Genomic DNA, 20,492 nt, shown 5'->3' on the forward strand with positions numbered 1-20,492 from the left:
AGCAGCTCTTTTTAATTTTAACGAACCTTAATTAATATCAAATCGAACACCTAATGAAATGTTTCTTGTATCAGTATTTTTAAAAAGTGGATTTAAATCATATTTAACATACAAACCATACCATTTATAAGCTAAATAAGCACTCAACCCGTAATTTAACACGTTGGTATTAAAGTCATCTTTCTGAACTTGTTCAACTCTTACTCCTTCTGCATTTTTATATTCTATATATTGACGAGTTCCTAATTTAAAACCTACAAAACCCCCAAATCCTAATCTTACAGATTGATGCGTTTTATCTTTTATAAAACCATCATCATATTTTTTATTTTTAGAAAAATCAAATTCTAAATGCATAGGAAATGTCATTTGAACATGACGCAATCTACTTTCTGATAAATTCTCTGGAAACAATTCTAAATTAGTATAATCACCCGTTACTACATGATATTGATTATCATCTGCTCTTAAATTATTCCACAGAAAAGATAATCCGTACTTAAAATAAGTAGCTGATGGTTCTTTAGATAACCTTGTTTTCCAAGTGAATCCTAATTCATAAAAATGAGATTGCCAAAATTTATATGGAGAATCATTTAAAGAACCAATATCATGATTATTTAACACATTGTTGACTCCCATAGCAAACAATAATTGTGTTGTTGTTCTTTTGTTTCGTCTTTTTCTGTTGTTCTTTGGTTTATTGTTTTCAATAGTAAACACCGTAATATCTTTATCAAATACCTTAAATGAAACTTTATCTTCATGTACATCTTCACTCGCAATTTTACCATTAGTTTTATCTTGCACTAATTGTTGCAATTTTCGTTCTTCAACCCCTACTCTATTTTCTATGTTTGACGCATGTAATTTTGCTGCTTGTTGCTTTTTTAGAGTTGCTTCATCTATTGAAATTAAACCATTATCTAAGGCCGTGTTTATTTTCTCAACCTTTATTTTTAAGCTATCTTTCTCTTGCTGAGTTATCAAGCCTATTTTATCTGATATCCTTTTAACTTCACTCTCAAAAGTTTTTTCTTGAGAATAGGCAATAGTTGTGCATAACAACACTAGTGTTAGTAGTATTCTTTTCATGTTTAAGTTTTTAAAAATTTAACGAATAATAAAATTTGGAAAGTTTAATTATCGATAATTAAGTAAGCGCTTTTTAATTATTTCTTTCTGCAAATGCTACAAGAACATTTGATAATTTCCCTTTGATTGTTTGCATAAAATTTTGCTGAAAATCTTCCTCTTCAATATCATTTTCAACCTCAGCTAATATGGTCTCTGCATCAACTTTTAAGTTAGATTTAATTAACTGTTTTTTTATAGTGTCTAAAACATCATTTCTATTAATTTGATATTTTGCATAGTATGCTTTTACCTCTTCTCTTGAATGAGTAACAGCAAACAGTAAATAATCTGCATCAACCTTTATACCTTTTTTAGCTACTTTAACCTTAGTTTTTAAATTGTTTAATTCTGAGATATTATTCGGTTCATCAAACAAAGCAACAGTATTTTTTTTAGAAATTATTTTTTCATCAGTGTTTTGATGAAGTTTATTTATTTTCTTTTTTACTGAAGATTTTCCTTTAACTAGATTTCTTTTTTCATTTTTAACAACCTCATCAATATTTATTTTAGTAGACACATGTATTCCATTTTCTTCTGAGTCGGAAGGAACCTCAACAATAATATCTACACTTGGCTCAGTTGATTCTTTAGCAACATCAAACTTCCATAAAAAGCTACTTACTAGAAGAGCAATTGTAGCTGCATAACCTATAAACTTATAGATTTTATTCTTTTTTTTATGCAAAACAGGAGTTTCGTCTAACTTTGTTTCTAAACGCTCCCATGCTGATAATGACGGTGTCAATTCTCTATCTTTTAATTTATCAGCAAATACTTTGTCAAATTTATTTGTCTGCATTTTTAATCTCGTTGATTTTTACATAACTAGTTTGCAACCATTTTCTGGCTTTAAACAATTGCGATTTTGATGTACTCTCAGAAATTTGAAGCTTTTCGGCTATTTCTGAATGTTTATAACCTTCTATGGCATATAAATTAAACACCATTTTGTATCCGCTTGGTAATTGGTCTATCAATTTTTGAATATCTTCAACAGATGTATTTTCTAAACTATCTGTAGCTTGCTCGTTAAACGCATAATCATCGTCTGTAAATTCAATAGGTTGTTTTTTTCTTAAATAAGAAATACAAGTGTTTACCATTATTCTACGAATCCATCCTTCAAAACTACCTTCATGTTTAAAAGCAGCTAAGTTTGTAAAAACTTTTAAAAAACCTTGTAACATTAAATCTTCTGCATGATGCATATCTTTAACATACTGTCTACACACCCCTAACATTTTGGGTGAAAATAAATGAAACAATTCTTGCTGAGCTTCTCTATTTTGCTTGAGAGCTTTTTGAATTAGTTGTTTCTCTTTTGTATGTATGGATATAATTTTCAAAGCAACGGCTTTTTATCGTCTTACAAATATATAGACTACATAGTTTTAAAAAAGGTTGCCTAAAGTTTTAAAAAAATAAAAAAAAGAACTTTCGATACAATTTACCGAAGGTTCTTAAACCACATAAGTGATATTCCGGGGCGTAATAATCAATAGTTAAACACAAATACTTTTTTAAAATCAATTGCATTATAAATTTACTATTTACAATTATACTTATACACAGGAAAAACACTTGTTAATATAGATTTAACATGATATTTACGCTTAAGCATTAATACGCATCAACATCTATAATAAATCGGATGGGTCTAAAATCTTTAATAGCTTCAAAAGTATTTTTAACCTTTTGAAGTTGCTCTTTTGTTTTTACTAAAGATTGTTTTGGTGGTATTTTAATTATTAAGTTTTTTATATACTGATTCCTTATCCTAGAAACAGCTGGCGCAGAAGGACCTAAAACATTATCATGAAAAACATTTTGAAGCGCTTTTGCTAACCAATTTATACCTGAATCAACCTTAGTATAATCTCTATGTTTTAACGTAATTTTGATTAGTCTATAATAAGGCGGATAATGGTATTGCCATCTATCTTGTAATTGCTCTTTATACATTTCTTCATAGCTATTGGTAGATACTTGTTGTAAAATTTGATGATACGGATTGTAGGTTTGTATAGCTACTTTTCCTTGTTTTTTACTTCTACCAGCCCTTCCAGAAACTTGAGTCATTAATTGATAAGCACGTTCATGAGCTCTAAAATCAGGGAAATTTAACATCGCATCAGCATTTAATATACCTACCAATGAAACATTATTAAAATCTAACCCTTTAGATAACATTTGAGTACCTACTAAAACATCTATTTCTTGAGCTTCAAAAGCTTCTATTATTTTTTGATATCCAAACTTTCCTCGTGTCGTATCAGAATCCATTCTTCCTATATTATGTTTAGGAAATAATTCTTTTAACTCAAGCTCTATTTGTTCGGTTCCAAAACCCTTAGTATCTAAAGTTGCATTTCCACAGGCTCCACAACTTGTTGGCATTGCTCTTTGATAATGACAATAATGGCATTTTAATTCACCTCTGTATTTATGATATGTTAAACTCACATCACAATTTGGACATTGTGGAGACGTACCACATGTAGTACATTCTACAATTGGAGAAAAGCCTCTTCTATTTTGAAATAATATTACTTGCTCTTTTTCCTCTAGTGCATCTTTAATTAAGCTAATTAATCGATCAGAAAAATGCCCTTTCATTTCTTTCTTTCGGTGTTTTTCTTTTATATCGATTAACTCAATACTTGGCATTTGAATATTACCATGTCTTCTTGTTAAAGAAACTAACCCATATTTATTATTAACAGCATTAAATTTGCTTTCTAATGATGGTGTGGCAGATCCTAATAATATTTTAGCTCCATGTAGTTTTGCTAAAACAACTGCTGCGTCTCTGGCATTATATCTTGGTGAAGGTTCATACTGTTTATATGAAGCTTCATGCTCTTCATCAACAACAATTAACCCTAAATTAGAAAATGGAAGAAAAACACTAGATCGTGCACCTAACACAATTTGAGCTTTTGATTTTTGTTGAAGTACATTATTCCACACCTCTACTCTTTCATTAACAGAATATTTAGAGTGGAAAACAGCTATATTATTTCCAAAATAATTCTCTAAACGTGTTATAATTTGTGTTGTTAATGCTATTTCTGGCAACAAAAACAATACTTGCTTACCTGTGGTTAAAGTATCTTGAATTAATTGTGTATATACTTCTGTTTTCCCTGAACTTGTTACACCATGTAGTAATGTTATATCATTACTATTAAAACTTTCTTTTATTTCTTTTAAGGCTGTTTGTTGGTATTCGTTCAGTTGTTTTAATCCGTTAGTATTACTTTTAAAGGCTACTCTATCTGTTTGTAAATGATAAAATTCAAAAACACCTTTATCCACCAAGGCTTTTAAAATAGAACTTGAAACATTTGATTTCTTTTCTAAATCTTTAGCTTTTATTGGTTTCTTAGTAGATTTTAATTGAAAATAGGTTAAAACAGCATCTCGTTGCTTTTTAGCTCTAGATAATTCTTCCAACAGCACTTGCAATGAAGATTCGTTTTCATAATTAACATGTAAACGAACATATTTTACCATTTTAGGCTTATATGTTTCGTAAATCTCTTCTCTAACTTCTATTACCAATTTTTGAATTAATTGATTTATAATTGGTAATACTTTCTTCTTTCCTAAAATATCTACAACTTGATGAACCGATAATTGGGGTTGATGTTGAAGTGCTTCAAATATTAAAAACTCCTCATCTGTTAGAATACTCTCATCACCAAATCCTTCATTTTTATATAAAATTGTTTCACTTTCTAATAAAAATGCAGACGGTAATGCAGCTTTATAAACATCTCCTAAAGAACATAAATAATAACTAGCTATCCATTGCCAATGTTTTAATTGTTGAGGAGAAACAATAGGTTTCTCATCTAAAATTTGATGAATATCTTTGGCTTCATAAAGTTGTGGTGCTTGCGTATGAATATTAACAACCAAAGCGGTATATACTTTAGACTTTCCAAACTCTACTGCAACACGCATTCCTTTTTGTAAAAATTCAGCCTCTGACTCATTTACTTTATATGTAAATGTTTTTTGTAAGGGAATGGGTAAAATAACATCTATATAATGTGCTGCCAATGTTCTGGGTTTTATAAAATATTTTTGAAGAAAACTTAACTCAAAACTACATAAAATCTAGCTAATATTACTCCAAACACCACTCTTGCGTTGTAATAATTGATAACGATTTAATATTGAGCTATTTTCAGGTAAATTTAAACCAGGATCGGTATTTAACAACGCAATAGCAGCTTGCCTTGCCTGATATAGTATTGGACTATCTTTTACTACATCTGCAATTTTAAGATTTAAAACCCCACTTTGTTGTGTTCCCATTATATTTCCTGGTCCACGTAATTTTAAGTCTACCTCTGCTATTTTAAAACCATCAGAAGTATCTACCATGGTTTTTAATCTTGTTTTTGCATCAGATGATAATTCGTAACTAGTTAGCAAAATACAATAACTCTGTTCTGCTCCTCGCCCTACTCTTCCTCTTAATTGGTGTAATTGACTTAATCCAAAACGCTGAGCACTTTCTATAATCATAACCGAAGCGTTTGGAACATTCACACCAACCTCAATTACAGTTGTTGCAACCATAATTTGTGTTTCTCCTTTAATAAAACGATCCATTTCATGGTCTTTATCCTCTGGTTTCATCTGACCATGTACAATACTTATTTGATATTTTGGAGATGGAAATTCTCTTGAAATACTTTCGTAGCCATCCATTAAATCTTTATAATCCATTGACGCAGACTCTTGAATCAACGGATATACGATATAAATTTGTCTTCCCTTAGCTATTTCATCTCTTATAAACTTAAATACTGAAAGTCGGTTACTATCGTACCTATGAACCGTTTTAACCTCTTTTCTTCCTGGTGGTAATTCATCAATCACAGAAATATCTAAATCACCATATAAAGACATAGCCAATGTTCTTGGAATTGGTGTTGCAGTCATCACTAAAATATGAGGAGGAATGTTTTTATTTTTATCCCAAAGCTTTCTACGTTGAGCAACTCCAAATCGATGCTGCTCATCTATAATTGCTAATCCTAAATTTTGAAATTGAACTTTATCTTCTAAAATAGCGTGTGTACCTATTAAAATATGTAAAGAACCTTCTTCTAATCCACTATGTATTTCTCTTCTCTTTTTAGTTTTGGTAGAACCGGTAAGTAAATCAACCTTTACAGAAGTTCCAGCTAAGAGTTCAGTAATTCCGTTGTAATGTTGAGTTGCTAATATTTCTGTGGGCGCAACAATAGTAGCCTGATAACCATTATCTATAGCTAACAACATACTTAACAAACCTACAATAGTTTTACCGGAACCTACATCTCCTTGAAGCAATCTGTTCATCTGTGCACCAGAACCTACATCTTTTCTAACTTCTTTTAATACACGCTTTTGAGCATTTGTTAAATCAAACGGTAATATATTTTTATAAAAATGATTAAAATGCTCACCTACATGCTCAAAAACAAAACCTCTATTTTTACTTTTATTGATAAGTTTTTTCATCAATAACTGAAGTTGAATAAAAAATAACTCTTCAAATTTTAATCTATACTGAGCTTTTGCTAATAATTCTTGATTTTTAGGATAATGAATATTTAAAATTGATTCTTTTTTACCTAATAACTTATGCTGATCTAAAAAATACGCAGGAAACGGGTCTTGAATTCCACTAAAAGCTTGCTGTAATAAATGCTGAAGCATACTACGCATGATTTTTTGTGAAACGCCTTTATTGGCTAACTTCTCTGTTGACGGGTAAACTGGTTGCATTGCTGTTTGAAGCTTCTTTTTATATTCAGAAACTAATTCTAATTCTGGATGCGGCATGTTTGCAACGCCATTAAACCAGTTAAGTTTTCCGTAAATAACATAAGGAGTATTTAGTTTTAAGCTGTCTTTTATCCATTTCACACCTTTAAACCAAACTAATTCCATGCTACCTGTAGCATCAGAAAAAGTAGCAACTAATCTACTACCTCGTTTTTGTTTCACCGTTTGCACATTGGTAATTTTTCCAACAATTTGAACTTCAGCAGAACTTTGTTGTAACTGTTTAATTGTATAAAACTGTGTTTTATCAATATAACGAAATGGAAATAAGTGCAATAAATCATTACACGTTCTAATTCCAAGCTCACTGTATAGCAATTCTGCCCTTGCTACACTTACTCCTTTAACATATGTTACCGGTTGATTTAAATTCATTGAAAACGAAAATACAAAAAGCCAATTAATCGTACTATCTTTGTAGCCTTAAATTAAACAAATGAGATTACATAGAAACCTTGTTTTTGCTGTTATTGATAGCTTACGAGATATATTTAATGAAGGGGTTTATGCCGATAAAGCAGTAGAAACTGCCTTACGAAGAGATAAACGATGGGGAGCACGTGACAGAAAATTTGTTGCTGAAACTATATATGAGATTGTAAGATGGAAGCGTCTTTATGCTGAAATAGCAAATGTGAAAGATCCTTATTCTCGTCAAGATTTATGGAGAATGTTCTCTGTTTGGTGTGTTTTAAGAGGAATTCAATTACCAGATTGGAATCAAATAGAGCCTACACCTACAAGAAGAATTAAAGGAAGATTTGATGAACTATCTAAAATAAGAAAATATAGAGAATCTATTCCTGATTGGATTGATGAGATAGGTGTAGCTGAATTAGGAGAAGAAGTATGGACTAAAGAAATTGCTGCTCTTAACAAACAAGCAGAAGTAATTTTAAGAACAAATACATTACGTACTACAAAAGAAAAACTTCAAAATAAATTAGCAGCAGAAGGAATTGACACTGAATTCATAAAGGGATATCCAGATGCATTAAAATTAGTAGAACGTGCCAATGTTTTTAAAACAGAAAGCTTTAAAAACGGTTTATTTGAGGTTCAAGATGCTTCTTCACAACTTGTAGCTGCCTATCTTGACGTTAAACCAGGAATGAAAGTAGTAGATACTTGCGCTGGTGCAGGTGGTAAAACATTACACTTAGCCTCTTTAATGGAAAATAAAGGGCAAATTACAGCCATGGATATTTATGAAAGTAAGCTTAAAAAACTTAAGGTTAGGACTAGACGAAATGGTGTGCATAATGTAGACACTAAAGTAATTGATTCTACTAAAGTAATTAAAAAATTGTACGGCAAAGCAGATAGGGTTTTAATAGATGCACCATGTTCTGGATTAGGAGTTATTAGAAGAAATCCCGATAGTAAATGGAAATTACAACCTGAATTTTTAGACAACATTAGAGATGTTCAACAAGAAGTTTTACAAAACTATTCTAAAATGGTAAAACCAGGCGGAAAGCTAGTATATGCTACATGTTCAGTACTTCCATCTGAAAATCAGCAACAAATTGAGCTTTTTTTAGCCTCAGATAACGGAAAAGATTTTACTTTTGCAGGAGATCAAAAAGTATTAGCCCATAAATCTGGTTTTGACGGATTTTATATGGCTTTATTAGAAAGAAAATAAATATTTTATGATGAAAAAACTACTTTCAACCCTTTTCTTATCAGCTTCTTTCATACTTAGCGCACAACAAGCCTATTATGATGATGTTGATTTAACCAAAGCTGGTATAGCATTAAAAAATGAACTAGCTACCAAAATCACAGCCACACATACAACTTTCTTAACATATACTCCTGGGGTATGGGAAGCAAGTAAGGCAACTGATGTTAACCCAGATAACACTCAAGAAGTACTACTTGTTTATGGTTTCGAAAACGGAACTGATCAAGATATTACAAATGACCGTCAAAGAGGAATTAACAATAATGGTGGTGGTAATACACAATGGAATAGAGAACATGTATTTCCAAGATCATTAGGAAACCCTAACCTTGGAACTGAAGGTCCTGGTGCTGACGCACATCATTTAAGGCCTGCTGATCCTTCAAGAAACTCTAGTAGAAGTAATAGAAAATTCGGAAGAGGCTCTGGAAATTCTGGTTTTTCTTCTATTGATTTTCATGATGGTAACGAAGGACCTAATACCGCTGCTTGGTACCCTGGAGATGAATGGAAAGGAGATGTTGCACGTATGATGATGTACATGTATCTTAGATATGGTGAACAGTGTTTACCAACTGCCGTTGGTGTTGGAAGTGACGAATTTACTCCAGACCAAATGATTGACTTATTCTTAGAATGGAATGTTGAAGATCCTGTTTCTGATTTTGAAAGAGCTAGAAATGATTTTCATGAAAGCAATAATCAATATGCTCAAGGAAATAGAAACCCTTTTATAGATAATCCATACCTAGCTACAAGAATTTGGGGAGGTGATTCTGCTGAAGATACTTGGGGTATTTATACAAGTAGCGACACAGAAGCTCCTACAGTACCCGCTGATGTTAGTTTAAGTAATATTACAATGACTTCTATAGATGTTTCTTGGACTGCCTCTACTGATAATGTAGAAGTTACTGGTTATGAAGTATATGTAAATAACGTTTTAGAGGTTATTACTACAAACACTATGGTAACAATTGGTGATTTAAGTAGTAATACTACTTATAGTTTTACAGTTTTAGCAAAAGATTTAATCAATAATAAATCAGAATTAAGTACACCTGTAAATGGAACTACGTTAGCGGATAATGAAGCTCCTTCTACTCCAGCTAATGTTGTTGCTTCTAATATTACTGATACTTCATTTAATGTATCATGGGATGCCTCAACTGATAATATTGCTGTTGTGGGTTATGATATCTTTTTAGATGGATCTTTTCATGCTACAACTACAGATCTTACTTATAACATAACTGGTTTATCTCCATCAACAAGCTATTCGGCAAGAGTTGTTGCTAAAGATGCAGCTGATAACTTGTCAGACCCAAGTATTGCTGTTAACATAACTACTAATGACGGTAATACTGGTGGTGCAGCTACTGAATTATTTATATCTGAATATGTAGAACCAAATGGAGGTAATAACAAAGCTATAGAAATTGTAAACTTAACAGGAAGCACTGTTGACTTAACAGGTTACTCTTTAAGAAAACAATCCAACGGAGCTGGTGGATGGATTGATGATTTTGATTTAGCATCGGGAACTGTTACCTCTATTGTTCCAAATGATGTTTTTGTAGTTATTCATGAAGGAGCTGATGATGCTACTTTAGTTCAAGAAGCGGATTTATTAAGAGCCAGTAACAACTCAACTAATAACGGCTCTCCTTTAAACTTTAACGGTAATGACCCTATCGGACTATTTAAAAATGGGGTTTTAATTGATGTTGTAGGTAATTTAGATGGAGGAAGTGGGAATACATTTGCTCAAAACGTTACATTAAGAAGAAAAAGCAGTATTAGTGCTCCAAATAATATTTATGATGCAAATGAATGGGACGTATTTTCAGAAAACACTTTTGATGGAATAGGAAGCCATACTTTTGATAATAGCTTAAGTACCACAGATTTTAATCAAATTGCTTTTAAATACTATCCTAACCCTTCATATAACGGTGAAGTTACTATTCAAGTTAAAGAAAGCACAGATATTAAAAATGTAAAAATTTACTCTGTAATTGGTAAAGAGGTGTATAATAATAAAAAACCAGAGTTTGTTAATAACAAATTAAAGATTACTAATTTACATAGTGGTGTATACTTGTTAAAAATCTCTGACAGTAAAAATAGCACTACAAAAAAACTTATTATTCAATAATAAGTAAGTAAAATAAAACATACAAAAAGTCAAAAAGGCTCGAGAAATAACCATCTCGAGCCTTTTTTCAATCAACTATTAAAAACTAACTAATCATTAACTTTCTTTACGAAAGTGATCTATATAATAGACGACCAGTTAGTTTATTTGTTACAGTTTATTATTTCTTTAACAATACTTTAAGAGCCTATTGATCTCCTAAAATAATAGGTAATCCATTTTTACCAGACCCTACAACAATAACTTTACTATTTGAAGACTGAGATAACTTTAAGGTTGCTTCTATACCTTTTTCTTGTAATATTTTGTCGGTTAATGAAGCGCTTAATATTTTATTAGCAGCAGCTTTACCTTCAGCATCAATTTTTTGTCTTTCTGCTTCTTTTTTAGCTTTAGCAATTCTAAACTCATATTCCAAAGCTTCTTGCTCTTGCTTTAATTTACGTTCAATAGCGTCTTTAATAGTTGGCGGTAGCTCTACATCACGAACTAACACCTCATTTAATTGAATGTATTGTTTATCTAATATCTTTTTAGTTTCTGCGTAAATTTCATCTTGAATTACATCTCTTTTACTAGAATATAATTGTTCAGGTGTATATCTTCCAACTACACTTCTTGCGGCAGAACGAATAGCTGGTTTTATTACCCTGTCTAAATAACTTTCACCCTTTTCTCTGTGTAATAATCCTAATTTTTCCACTTGAGGATGATACCAAGCTGATGCTTCTAATTTTATTTCTAATCCGTTTGAAGATAAAACTTGCATTTGTTCAAATAACTCTTGCTGACGAACCTCATAAACATAAACTTTATTCCATGGTAAAACAAAATGAAATCCTTCTCCCATAGGTGGTTCATCTACAGCAACTCCGCCTCCAAATGTTTTATATAAGACTCCTGCTTCACCAGAAGATATTGTTTCTGTAGACTTGGATATAAATATTAATAAGAAAATTATTACAGGGATAATAAATACACCTGCTTTTGGAAATTTTAAATCTATTTGGTTTCTTGACATTTTATTTAATTTATTGGTTGGCTAATCTATCTTTTACAAACTCTACTTTTGTTTTTCCATGCGCTACAGGGTTTCCTGTTTCATCTAAAGAAACCATAATTATTTTATCTATGGCAATAATGGTTTTTCTGGTAATTTTGTTTCGAACCTCACAACCTAAAGTAATTGATGTTCTTCCAAATTTTATTACATCTATTCCAATTTCTATAATATCACCTTGTTTTGCTGAACTCACAAAATCTATTTCTGACATAAATTTGGTTACAGTTTTTGGAATTTCTAATTGAATTATTGCATATAAAGCTACTTCTTCATCTATCCATTGTAATAACCTACCTCCAAATAAAGTTCCGTTTGGATTTAAATCTTCTGGTTTTACCCATTTTCTTGTATGAAATCTTTTCATTGTTCTATGCTATTTGCGTCAAAGTTTATTAATTCATTTTGTTCAAAATTGGCTGTAATTTGAATTGGATTACAACACACTTCACAATCTTCAATGTATGTTTGTGATGAGACTGTGGTATCTAAAATCATAGATATTTGTTCCCAACAATGTGGACATTGAAAAAAATGCTCTAACTCCATCATATTTTACCTAAATATTTTCTTAAAAACCATTCAATGGCCAATAAACCTGCTATTAAAAGTAATAACCATTTCCAGTTAATAAGGCTTTCTTCTTTGGTTATTAATTTTTGAGTGATTTTATATTGTTTATCATTAATTAACCCATTTATTAACTCTTCTTCTTGGTTTGAAAAAAACAATTTCCCATTTGTTTTTAATGCTAATTGGTTTAACTTGTAATAATTAGCACTATTAAATTGTTCTTCAATATTATAATCTAGCACCTTAAACTTTCCAGTTTTTTTAAAGCTTTGCCCGTTTACAGAAACCGTATATTTATATTCTCCTGAATCTAAGTTTTCTAAATTTACTTGATATGAGTTATCAGCTAATGAAAACGGATATTCTTTAACAGTATTTGTATTTGTATTGGTCACTTTAACAGTTAAAGAAGCTCTATTATCAAACTTATAGTTACTATCTAAAAATAATGCCGAAAAATTGATTATTTCATTCGCTAAGTATAAGTTTTTAACAGATACATTTAACCTATTTCTTTTTTCGTTAGATGATAAATATTGAACAATATTACCTACAAATGCATCAAAATATTCAAATGAGTTTTGTTGCCTAAAATTAGCTGCTCTCCACTTCCAAATACCTTCGCCAAATAACGTAGCATATTTATTTTCTCCTTTTTCAAAAAAAGCTAACATTGGGGTTTCAGTTTCAATAGCTCCTATTTTTTGATATAACAAGGCTTGATGTTCCTCTAAATTCATCGCTCCAAAAACATCTTTTAACGGTGGAAAGTCATCAAAACCTATATCTTTCTGTAAAAAGGTTAAAAAATTAGCATTATACGCTGCATTATAATCCTCAGTTTGCCCAGTGTAACTTTTCGTAAATCCTAAAGAAAGCCTGTTTACATAATTCCAATCTGTATTTTTACCAGTTACAATTAAGTAATTAGAATCTCTTTTAGATAAATAATTTGCAAATGTTCTATCTGGTTGATAGAAAATCACAAATTGATAATTATCAATATTTTCTTTAAAAGCAGTTGGTTTTGCAATCGTTACTTTTCGTTGTTGATTACTTTCTATAGCTTTTTTTAAAGCCCCCAAATCAGGATGTAAAACATTACTTAATACTAAAACTTTAACTTGCTCATCTAAAACTTCTAAAGAAAAACTTTTACTGTTATTTACTGTATTTTTTTCGTTAGGTAATTTAGATACAACTACATTGTAGTAATGAATACCTTTTGAAGTAGCTGTTAAATTAGTATTAATAGTAGTTGACTTATTATTAGGTGATAATTTAAGAGCTTTACTAAAAACTTTAACTCCTTTTTTATAAACACCTAACTGTGCATCAATTGTTTTATTACCATTATATAGTACACTTACTTCAACCGGAAAATTATTACCAACATAACTGTATTTGTTTACATTTAACTGAGTAATCGCTATATCTTCAAATTTAGTGGTATCTCCAATAATAACTGGATAAACAGGATTTTTAATATTGATGTAAGAATAATCATTACCAATAGTTTGATTTCCATCAGAAATTAAAATTATTGGAGATTTATGCGTATTTTGAATAGACTTCACACGAGATAACGCATTATAAATATTAGTTTGCTTTCCATTAAACCCAATACTATCAGCAACCGAAATAGCTTCAGAAAATTTAAAATACTGGATATCAAACTTATCTTTTAAAGTAGCATTAGCTTTAAAACTGTTTAAAATCTTCTGTTGTAACTCTTGTTGTTTTAAATACTTAATAGAATATGAATCATCTACTAAAACAGACAATACTGGCTTATAGTTTTCCGTAGTTGTTTTAATTAACTTAGGATTAATCAATAATAAAATCAGAAAAAAAATACTTAATGACTTTAAGAAAAATAAAATTACAGTATGTTTAGGTGTGTTTTTCTCTTTAAAAAAATACTGAAAATAACCAATTATAACACCTATTAAAACCGCTAAAACTATATAAAGAAGTGTAATACTCTGCACATTTTTTTGTTTAGATTGTGAAGATAAAAATATATGCTAAAAAACTGTAGGTAAACCTTACATTTTTGATATTTTTGTTTCTTTGAACACAACTAACAAAAATGAATTTAACAACACTAAACGCCATTTCACCTATAGATGGTAGATATCGTAACAAAGTTAACGATTTAACAAAGTATTTTTCTGAAGAAGCATTAATAAAATACAGAGTAAAAGTAGAAATTGAGTACTTTATAGCTTTATGCGAAATACCTTTACCTCAGTTAGAAAATGTTAATAAAGAGGTTTTCCCTAGCTTACGTGCTATATACCAAAACTTCACTACTGAAGATGCTTTACGTATAAAAGAAATAGAAAGTGTTACCAATCATGATGTAAAAGCTGTTGAATATTTTATAAAAGAAAAGTTTGATACTTTAGATTTAAGTGCTTATAAAGAGTTTATCCACTTCGGGTTAACGTCACAAGATGTTAATAATACGGCAATTCCATTAAGTATTAAAGATGCTGTGGAAGAAGTATACTTCCCTACTTTAGACAGTTTAACATCTAAACTAGCAGAATTGTCTGAAGAATGGGAAAACATACCTATGTTAGCCAGAACTCACGGACAACCTGCATCCCCTACTCGATTAGGTAAAGAAATTTTTGTTTTTGTAGAACGTATAAATCAGCAAATATTATTCTTACAGAATATACCAAATGCCGCTAAATTTGGCGGAGCTACAGGGAATTTTAACGCTCACAAAGTTGCATATCCAACTATAGACTGGAAAAACTTTGGAACTAATTTTGTTGAGGAAGTTTTAGGTTTACATCATTCATTCCCTACAACTCAAATAGAACACTACGATCACATGGCTAGTTTATTTGATGCCATGAAACGTGTAAATACCATTTTAATTGATTTAGATAGAGATATTTGGACATATGTTTCAATGGATTATTTTAAACAAAAAATAAAAAAAGGAGAAGTAGGCTCTTCTGCAATGCCTCATAAGGTTAATCCTATAGATTTTGAAAACTCTGAAGGTAACTTAGGTATTGCCAATGCTATTTTAGAGCATTTAGCAGCAAAACTTCCTGTATCTCGTTTACAACGTGATTTAACTGATAGTACTGTATTAAGAAATATTGGCGTTCCGTTTGGACATACAATTATTGCTTTTAAAGCTACTTTAAAAGGTTTAAATAAGCTGTTGCTTAATCAAGAAAAATTTGAAGAAGATTTAGAAAGAAACTGGGCTGTTGCTGCAGAAGCTATTCAAACCATATTAAGAAGAGAAGCTTATCCGAATCCGTATGAAGCTTTAAAAGGATTGACGCGTACCAATACAAAAATTACACAAAAATCGATTGCAGATTTTATTGATACTTTGGAAGTTTCTGAAAATATCAAAGACGAATTAAAACAAATAACACCAGCTAACTATACTGGTATTTAAAACAATATGAAACATTTTTTATCAATATTTACAGTAATTTTTATCATAACCGGTTGTTCACCAAAAACTGAAGGTAATCCTGAACGCTTTAAAGTAGGTAATTTTGAAATTCCTGCAGGTGATGGTTATGGAAAAACTACAATTACTCGTACAGATTCTTTACAAATAGAAAAATACACAAAATTAATTAGCGTTTCAAATGATAGTGCTAACTATACTAAAGAAGAAGTACATATTGATACATTATTTGTAACCTGGAAAAATAATTTTGCATACACTTTACGTATGAAAAACCCAAAAACAGCATTAGATAAAGATCCTATTTTTGTTCAAATAACCAAAGTTACGGACACTTCATACAGTTTTAATGCAAAAATTGGCTATTCTAATTTTAAAAATAGCGGAACTGTGTATATTAGCAAAAATTAAAAATTAATTGTAAATGGAAATATTCTTACAAGCAGATACTTGGGGAGCATTAGTAACACTAACTTTTTTAGAAATTGTTTTAGGTATAGATAATATTATTTTTATATCTATTGCTGCTAGCAAATTACCAGAAAATCAGCAAAAGAAAGCAACCAATATAGGTTTGTTTTTAGCCATGGTATTGCGTATAGCGTTACTATTTGGTATATCGTTATTAATTGCCATGAATGCCCCATTATTTCATGTAAATTGGTCTTGGTTTGAAGGTGGTTTTACAGGACAAGCATTAATTTTATTTGCCGGAGGAATATTTTTACTTTATAAAGCTACTAAAGAAATACATCATAAAGTTGAAGGTGGTTTTGATGAAGGTATTAATGAAGAAACAAAAAAGAAAAAACATACCTTATCGCAAGCAATTTTACAAATTACCTTAATAAACATTGTATTCTCTTTTGATAGTATTTTAACAGCAGTTGGAATGACAAATGGTGTTGAGGGAGCCATGATAATTATGATTGTTTCTGTAGTACTATCTATGATTATAATGATGTTGTTTGCTAACCCAGTAGGAAAGTTTGTAAACAAACACCCAACTATTCAAATGTTAGGGTTATCTTTCTTAATACTAATAGGTTTCATGTTAATTGCTGAAAGTGCACATTTATCACACGCAAAATTATTTGGTGAAACTATTGGTGCAATTCCAAAAGGTTACTTATATTTCGCAATTACTTTCTCATTAGTTGTTGAAATGTTAAACATGAAAATGAGAAGCAACAAGAAAAAATAAAAAACTGAAATCATTTAAAAAACATATTGCCATTGTAAGCTTACTTGTATTGCTAACTCCTTTAGCAATACAAGTAATTCATGTTTTTGAAAATCATGAACATTCTGTTTGTGTATCTATTAATGATCCTCATTTTCATGATAATGATAATCTTGACTGTGAACAGTTGCATTACTTACAAAAAGTATTCTCAACGGAAGTTTATAATGATTATGAGCCTATTGCTCTACAATTTTATATTGACAAAAGCCACGAACAACCATCAATTTTAAAGGTTGTTCATTCTTCTAATCAATCGTCTAGAGCGCCACCTGAAGTATAGTTTAACGTTTATTTACAAATTTGTTAAAACTATTAATTTTATTAATGATTCATAGAATTTTATTACCTCTTGTTTTTCTATGTATTAATATTACTGTAGCTCAAAACTGTAACTTAGTTTTTGAAGGAAAAGTAGAAGATTTTCATGAAAAATCATTCTTAAACAATGCAGTTGTACATATTAAAAACTTAAAAAGGTATACAACAACCGATGAAAATGGATATTTTAAGTTTTCTGATATTTGCGAAGATCAAATTTTAGAAATTGAGATATCTCACATAGCTTGTGAAAACAAAAAGATTTCACTTACTATTACAGAAAATACGTATAAATTATTTTTGTTAGAACACCATACTGAAGACTTAGATGAAGTTCATGTTAGTTCTACTGAAAGAAATACAGCTACTAAACAAACTACAAGCATTAAAACCTCTACACTAGAAAATTACAGTAGTGGTAATCTTGGTGATGCTTTAAAAGAAGTTTCAGGTGTATCGTCGCTAAATACAGGTTCTTCTATAGTAAAACCTGTAATAAACGGAATGCATAGTAGTAGAGTTTCTATTTTAGTAGATGGTGTTAGATTACAAGATCACGATTGGGGTGTTGAGCACGCTCCTAATGTAGATGTAAACTATGCAAATAATATTACGGTTTACAAAGGTGCTAACGCATTAGAGTTTTCTGGAGATGCTATTGGTGGTGTTGTTACCATTGAGCCTAAACATGTTATTTTAAAAGATACCTTGTTTGCTTCAACAATAGTAACTCAAGAAACTAACGGTAGATTATTTTCTGTAAATACAAAAGTTCATAAATACACACAAAACGGTTGGTATGGTTCTGCTTATGGTACATATAAAAAATCTGGCGATGTAGAAACTCCAGATTATTTTTTAACAAATACAGGAGCACAATCTTCATCATTAACATTACAAACTGGTTTAAAAAAGTTTGAATATGGTTTTGATATTATGCTTTCTCAAGTTAAAAATGACATCGGTATTTTAAGTGCTTCGCATCTTGGGAATATAGAAGATTTAGTGATTGCTTTAGAAGCTGATGAACCTTTAATAATAGATGATTTTAGTTTTGACATAAATAATCCAAAACAAAAAGTAACACATCAAATTGCAAAACTTGCTGGTTATAAAAGATTTAAAGGATTAGGTAGATTAGACGTTTTTTACACATTTCAAAAAAATAGAAGACTTGAGTTTGATAAAAGAATAGGAGAAAATAAGTTTAAACCTGCTTCAGATTTAGCCTTAAAAACTCATACACTTAATAGTATATTTAAATTTGACGCCAATACTAACAAAGTATTTAAGGTTGGTTTTAATTTACAATATCAAAACAATTTTGCGGATCCTGCAACAGATGTTAGAAGATTAATACCTGACTATAACAAATATGATTTGGCTCTTTTTGCTATTAGCAATATAAACTTATCTGATTTTCTTATAGATTTTGGTGTTAGATATGATTTCAATTATTATGATTCTAAGAAATTTTATATAAAATCTAGATGGGAATCATTAGGTTATGATCAAAATTTTGCAAATTTTGTAATCAACGAACAAGGTAATCAATACTTAACAAATCCTGTATTTTCATATCACAACCTAGCATTATCAGCGGGTATTAATTATTCTTTAAATAATTACCAAAGTATAGCATTTAGCTACGGTTTATCAAACAGAGCTCCAAATCCATCAGAATTATTTAGCGAAGGTTTACACCATTCTGCATCAAGAATTGAAATTGGTAGCTTATATTTAAATCAAGAACAATCTAATCGATTTGGATTAACCTATCGATACAACAACAAAGCATTAAACTTTAATGCTGAAGGTTATGCTAATTTTATTAACGACTATATTTTTATAGCACCAACAGGAACTGAAAAAACCACTAGAGGCGCATTTCCTGTTTATAATTATCAGCAAACAAATGCTGCTATTTATGGAGTAGACACTAATTTAAATTACAATTTTATAAAAAATGTAATTTATAGTAACAAGTCTTCATTTATTATTGGTGATGATTTAACAAATAACACACCCTTAATAGATATACCTCCATTCCAAATCACCAATAGCATTACCTATAGAAATGAAGAAATTAAAAATATCTATTTGACGTTTGAAAATATTTATGTTTCAAAACAAAATAGATATCCAGATAATAATTTTTATACTTTTTTACCTGTCAGACAAGAAGAAGTTTTAGTAGACATTAGTAGCACTCCAAAAGCATATAGTATTTTTAATATCAAGACAGGAGCTAGCTTTACTATAAATAAAACTAAATTTAGTTTGAATTTTTCAGTAAATAATTTATTAAATACAAAGTATAGAAATTATCTAAACAGACTTCGTTTTTATAGTGATGAATTGGGCCGAAATTTTAAAGCACAATTAATTATTAACTATTAAATTTTTCAAATTATGAAAACAATTAAATTATTATCAATTTTATTTATTGGATTAACCGTTTTTACTGCATGTTCAGACGATGACAACCCAATATTGATTAACGAAGAAGAAGTAATTACAACAGTAGAAGTAACACTAACTAATGATGCTGATACTACAGATCAAGTTATTTTAACTAGTACAGATTTAGATGGTGATGGACCAAATGATCCTGTTGTTACCATTCAAGGTACTTTAACAGCAGGGGTTATGTACAATGGTATGGTTAAGTTTTTAAACGAAACAGAAGATCCTGCTGAGGATATTACTGAAGAAGTTGCTGCAGAAGCTGATGAGCACCAAGTATTTTATCAAGTTGGTAACTTAGGAACTGTTACTTACAGTGACGAAGATGCTAATGGTAACCCAATTGGTTTAGCCTTTGTTTATAATGCAGCTGCTACAGCTGGAACTGGAACAATCACGGTTACTTTAAGACATGAGCCAGTTAAAGATGCTGCTGGAGTTAGTAATGGCGACATAACTAATGCTGGAGGTTCTACAGATGCTAGTGTTTCTTTTGATGTAACATTAACTGAATAATTAACTAACATACACACATGT

17 protein-coding genes are annotated in these 20,492 nt (G+C 30.2%); 8 read left to right on the forward strand and 9 right to left on the reverse strand.

Annotation, left to right across the window (positions count from 1 at the left end; all coding sequences use genetic code 11):
* Positions 1-27: 27 nt before the first annotated feature.
* From ACFQ1U_RS01890 to recG, 5 genes are all read right to left on the reverse strand, one after another.
* Positions 28-1,095, reverse strand: coding sequence for a hypothetical protein (locus tag ACFQ1U_RS01890; protein WP_386104729.1), 1,068 nt, complete (start codon positions 1,093-1,095; stop codon positions 28-30).
* A gap of 73 nt (positions 1,096-1,168) precedes the next feature.
* Entirely contained in the window at positions 1,169-1,939 is a 771-nt protein-coding gene (locus ACFQ1U_RS01895; RefSeq protein ID WP_386104731.1) for a hypothetical protein, read from the reverse strand.
* On the reverse strand, positions 1,926-2,486 hold the full coding sequence (locus ACFQ1U_RS01900; RefSeq protein WP_386104733.1) for an RNA polymerase sigma factor: 561 nt from the start codon (positions 2,484-2,486) through the stop codon (positions 1,926-1,928). The genes ACFQ1U_RS01895 and ACFQ1U_RS01900 overlap by 14 nt, the downstream gene beginning before the upstream one ends.
* 274 nt (positions 2,487-2,760) lie before the next feature.
* Positions 2,761-5,208, reverse strand: coding sequence for a replication restart helicase PriA (gene priA, locus ACFQ1U_RS01905; protein ID WP_386104735.1), 2,448 nt, complete (start codon positions 5,206-5,208; stop codon positions 2,761-2,763).
* A gap of 57 nt (positions 5,209-5,265) precedes the next feature.
* On the reverse strand, positions 5,266-7,365 hold the full coding sequence (recG, locus tag ACFQ1U_RS01910; protein WP_386104737.1) for an ATP-dependent DNA helicase RecG: 2,100 nt from the start codon (positions 7,363-7,365) through the stop codon (positions 5,266-5,268).
* A gap of 61 nt (positions 7,366-7,426) precedes the next feature.
* Between recG and ACFQ1U_RS01915 the strand changes: the two genes are divergently transcribed.
* Both ACFQ1U_RS01915 and ACFQ1U_RS01920 read left to right on the forward strand, forming a co-directional pair.
* Positions 7,427-8,638 carry an RsmB/NOP family class I SAM-dependent RNA methyltransferase gene (locus tag ACFQ1U_RS01915; RefSeq protein WP_386104739.1) on the forward strand — a complete coding sequence of 404 codons (1,212 nt, stop codon included), beginning with the start codon at positions 7,427-7,429 and terminating at the stop codon, positions 8,636-8,638.
* Positions 8,639-8,645: 7 nt separating this feature from the next.
* Entirely contained in the window at positions 8,646-10,838 is a 2,193-nt protein-coding gene (locus ACFQ1U_RS01920) for an endonuclease (protein WP_386104741.1), read from the forward strand.
* 187 nt (positions 10,839-11,025) lie between these two features.
* Here the strand turns inward: ACFQ1U_RS01920 and ACFQ1U_RS01925 are convergent, their stop codons facing one another.
* The 4 genes from ACFQ1U_RS01925 to ACFQ1U_RS01940 are packed head-to-tail and all read right to left on the reverse strand — an operon-like array spanning position 11,026 to position 14,462.
* A complete protein-coding gene (locus ACFQ1U_RS01925; protein ID WP_386104743.1) occupies positions 11,026-11,859 on the reverse strand; it encodes a prohibitin family protein in 834 nt (277 codons plus the stop codon).
* A 10-nt stretch (positions 11,860-11,869) separates the two neighbouring features.
* Positions 11,870-12,265 carry an acyl-CoA thioesterase gene (locus ACFQ1U_RS01930; protein ID WP_386104745.1) on the reverse strand — a complete coding sequence of 132 codons (396 nt, stop codon included), beginning with the start codon at positions 12,263-12,265 and terminating at the stop codon, positions 11,870-11,872.
* Positions 12,262-12,450, reverse strand: coding sequence for a CPXCG motif-containing cysteine-rich protein (locus tag ACFQ1U_RS01935; protein WP_386104747.1), 189 nt, complete (start codon positions 12,448-12,450; stop codon positions 12,262-12,264). Before ACFQ1U_RS01935 ends, ACFQ1U_RS01930 begins: the two co-directional genes overlap by 4 nt.
* Positions 12,447-14,462 carry a VWA domain-containing protein gene (locus ACFQ1U_RS01940; protein WP_386104749.1) on the reverse strand — a complete coding sequence of 672 codons (2,016 nt, stop codon included), beginning with the start codon at positions 14,460-14,462 and terminating at the stop codon, positions 12,447-12,449. Before ACFQ1U_RS01940 ends, ACFQ1U_RS01935 begins: the two co-directional genes overlap by 4 nt.
* 101 nt (positions 14,463-14,563) lie before the next feature.
* Here ACFQ1U_RS01940 and purB point away from each other — a divergent pair, with 101 nt between their 5' ends.
* Genes purB through ACFQ1U_RS01970 form a run of 6 tightly spaced genes read left to right on the forward strand, consistent with a single transcriptional unit; the run spans position 14,564 to position 20,471 of the window.
* Positions 14,564-15,907 (forward strand): adenylosuccinate lyase, encoded by a 1,344-nt coding sequence (gene purB, locus ACFQ1U_RS01945; protein WP_386104751.1) that lies wholly within the window; start codon positions 14,564-14,566, stop codon positions 15,905-15,907.
* Between the two features lie 6 nt (positions 15,908-15,913).
* Positions 15,914-16,336, forward strand: a complete 423-nt coding sequence (locus ACFQ1U_RS01950) for a hypothetical protein (protein ID WP_386104753.1) — start codon at positions 15,914-15,916, stop codon at positions 16,334-16,336.
* A 13-nt stretch (positions 16,337-16,349) separates the two neighbouring features.
* Entirely contained in the window at positions 16,350-17,129 is a 780-nt protein-coding gene (locus ACFQ1U_RS01955) for a TerC family protein (RefSeq protein ID WP_386104754.1), read from the forward strand.
* A gap of 49 nt (positions 17,130-17,178) precedes the next feature.
* Positions 17,179-17,451, forward strand: a complete 273-nt coding sequence (locus ACFQ1U_RS01960) for a hypothetical protein (protein WP_386104756.1) — start codon at positions 17,179-17,181, stop codon at positions 17,449-17,451.
* A gap of 44 nt (positions 17,452-17,495) precedes the next feature.
* On the forward strand, positions 17,496-19,889 hold the full coding sequence (locus tag ACFQ1U_RS01965; protein ID WP_386104758.1) for a TonB-dependent receptor: 2,394 nt from the start codon (positions 17,496-17,498) through the stop codon (positions 19,887-19,889).
* A gap of 12 nt (positions 19,890-19,901) precedes the next feature.
* On the forward strand, positions 19,902-20,471 hold the full coding sequence (locus tag ACFQ1U_RS01970) for a type 1 periplasmic binding fold superfamily protein (RefSeq protein ID WP_386104760.1): 570 nt from the start codon (positions 19,902-19,904) through the stop codon (positions 20,469-20,471).
* The last annotated feature ends 21 nt before the right edge of the window (positions 20,472-20,492 follow it).

The sequence above is a fragment of the Tenacibaculum geojense genome (assembly GCF_042676005.1).
GTDB lineage: Bacteria > Bacteroidota > Bacteroidia > Flavobacteriales > Flavobacteriaceae > Polaribacter > Polaribacter geojense.

Coding starts and splice junctions, on each gene's coding strand:
- ACFQ1U_RS01890 (WP_386104729.1), bottom strand. CDS start 1,095: ATGAAAAGAATACTACTAACACTAGTGTTGTTATGCACAACTATTGCC.
- ACFQ1U_RS01895 (WP_386104731.1), bottom strand. CDS start 1,939: ATGCAGACAAATAAATTTGACAAAGTATTTGCTGATAAATTAAAAGAT.
- recG (WP_386104737.1), bottom strand. CDS start 7,365: ATGAATTTAAATCAACCGGTAACATATGTTAAAGGAGTAAGTGTAGCA.
- ACFQ1U_RS01915 (WP_386104739.1), top strand. CDS start 7,427: ATGAGATTACATAGAAACCTTGTTTTTGCTGTTATTGATAGCTTACGA.
- ACFQ1U_RS01920 (WP_386104741.1), top strand. CDS start 8,646: ATGATGAAAAAACTACTTTCAACCCTTTTCTTATCAGCTTCTTTCATA.
- ACFQ1U_RS01925 (WP_386104743.1), bottom strand. CDS start 11,859: ATGTCAAGAAACCAAATAGATTTAAAATTTCCAAAAGCAGGTGTATTT.
- ACFQ1U_RS01930 (WP_386104745.1), bottom strand. CDS start 12,265: ATGAAAAGATTTCATACAAGAAAATGGGTAAAACCAGAAGATTTAAAT.
- ACFQ1U_RS01935 (WP_386104747.1), bottom strand. CDS start 12,450: ATGATGGAGTTAGAGCATTTTTTTCAATGTCCACATTGTTGGGAACAA.
- purB (WP_386104751.1), top strand. CDS start 14,564: ATGAATTTAACAACACTAAACGCCATTTCACCTATAGATGGTAGATAT.
- ACFQ1U_RS01950 (WP_386104753.1), top strand. CDS start 15,914: ATGAAACATTTTTTATCAATATTTACAGTAATTTTTATCATAACCGGT.
- ACFQ1U_RS01955 (WP_386104754.1), top strand. CDS start 16,350: ATGGAAATATTCTTACAAGCAGATACTTGGGGAGCATTAGTAACACTA.
- ACFQ1U_RS01965 (WP_386104758.1), top strand. CDS start 17,496: ATGATTCATAGAATTTTATTACCTCTTGTTTTTCTATGTATTAATATT.
- ACFQ1U_RS01970 (WP_386104760.1), top strand. CDS start 19,902: ATGAAAACAATTAAATTATTATCAATTTTATTTATTGGATTAACCGTT.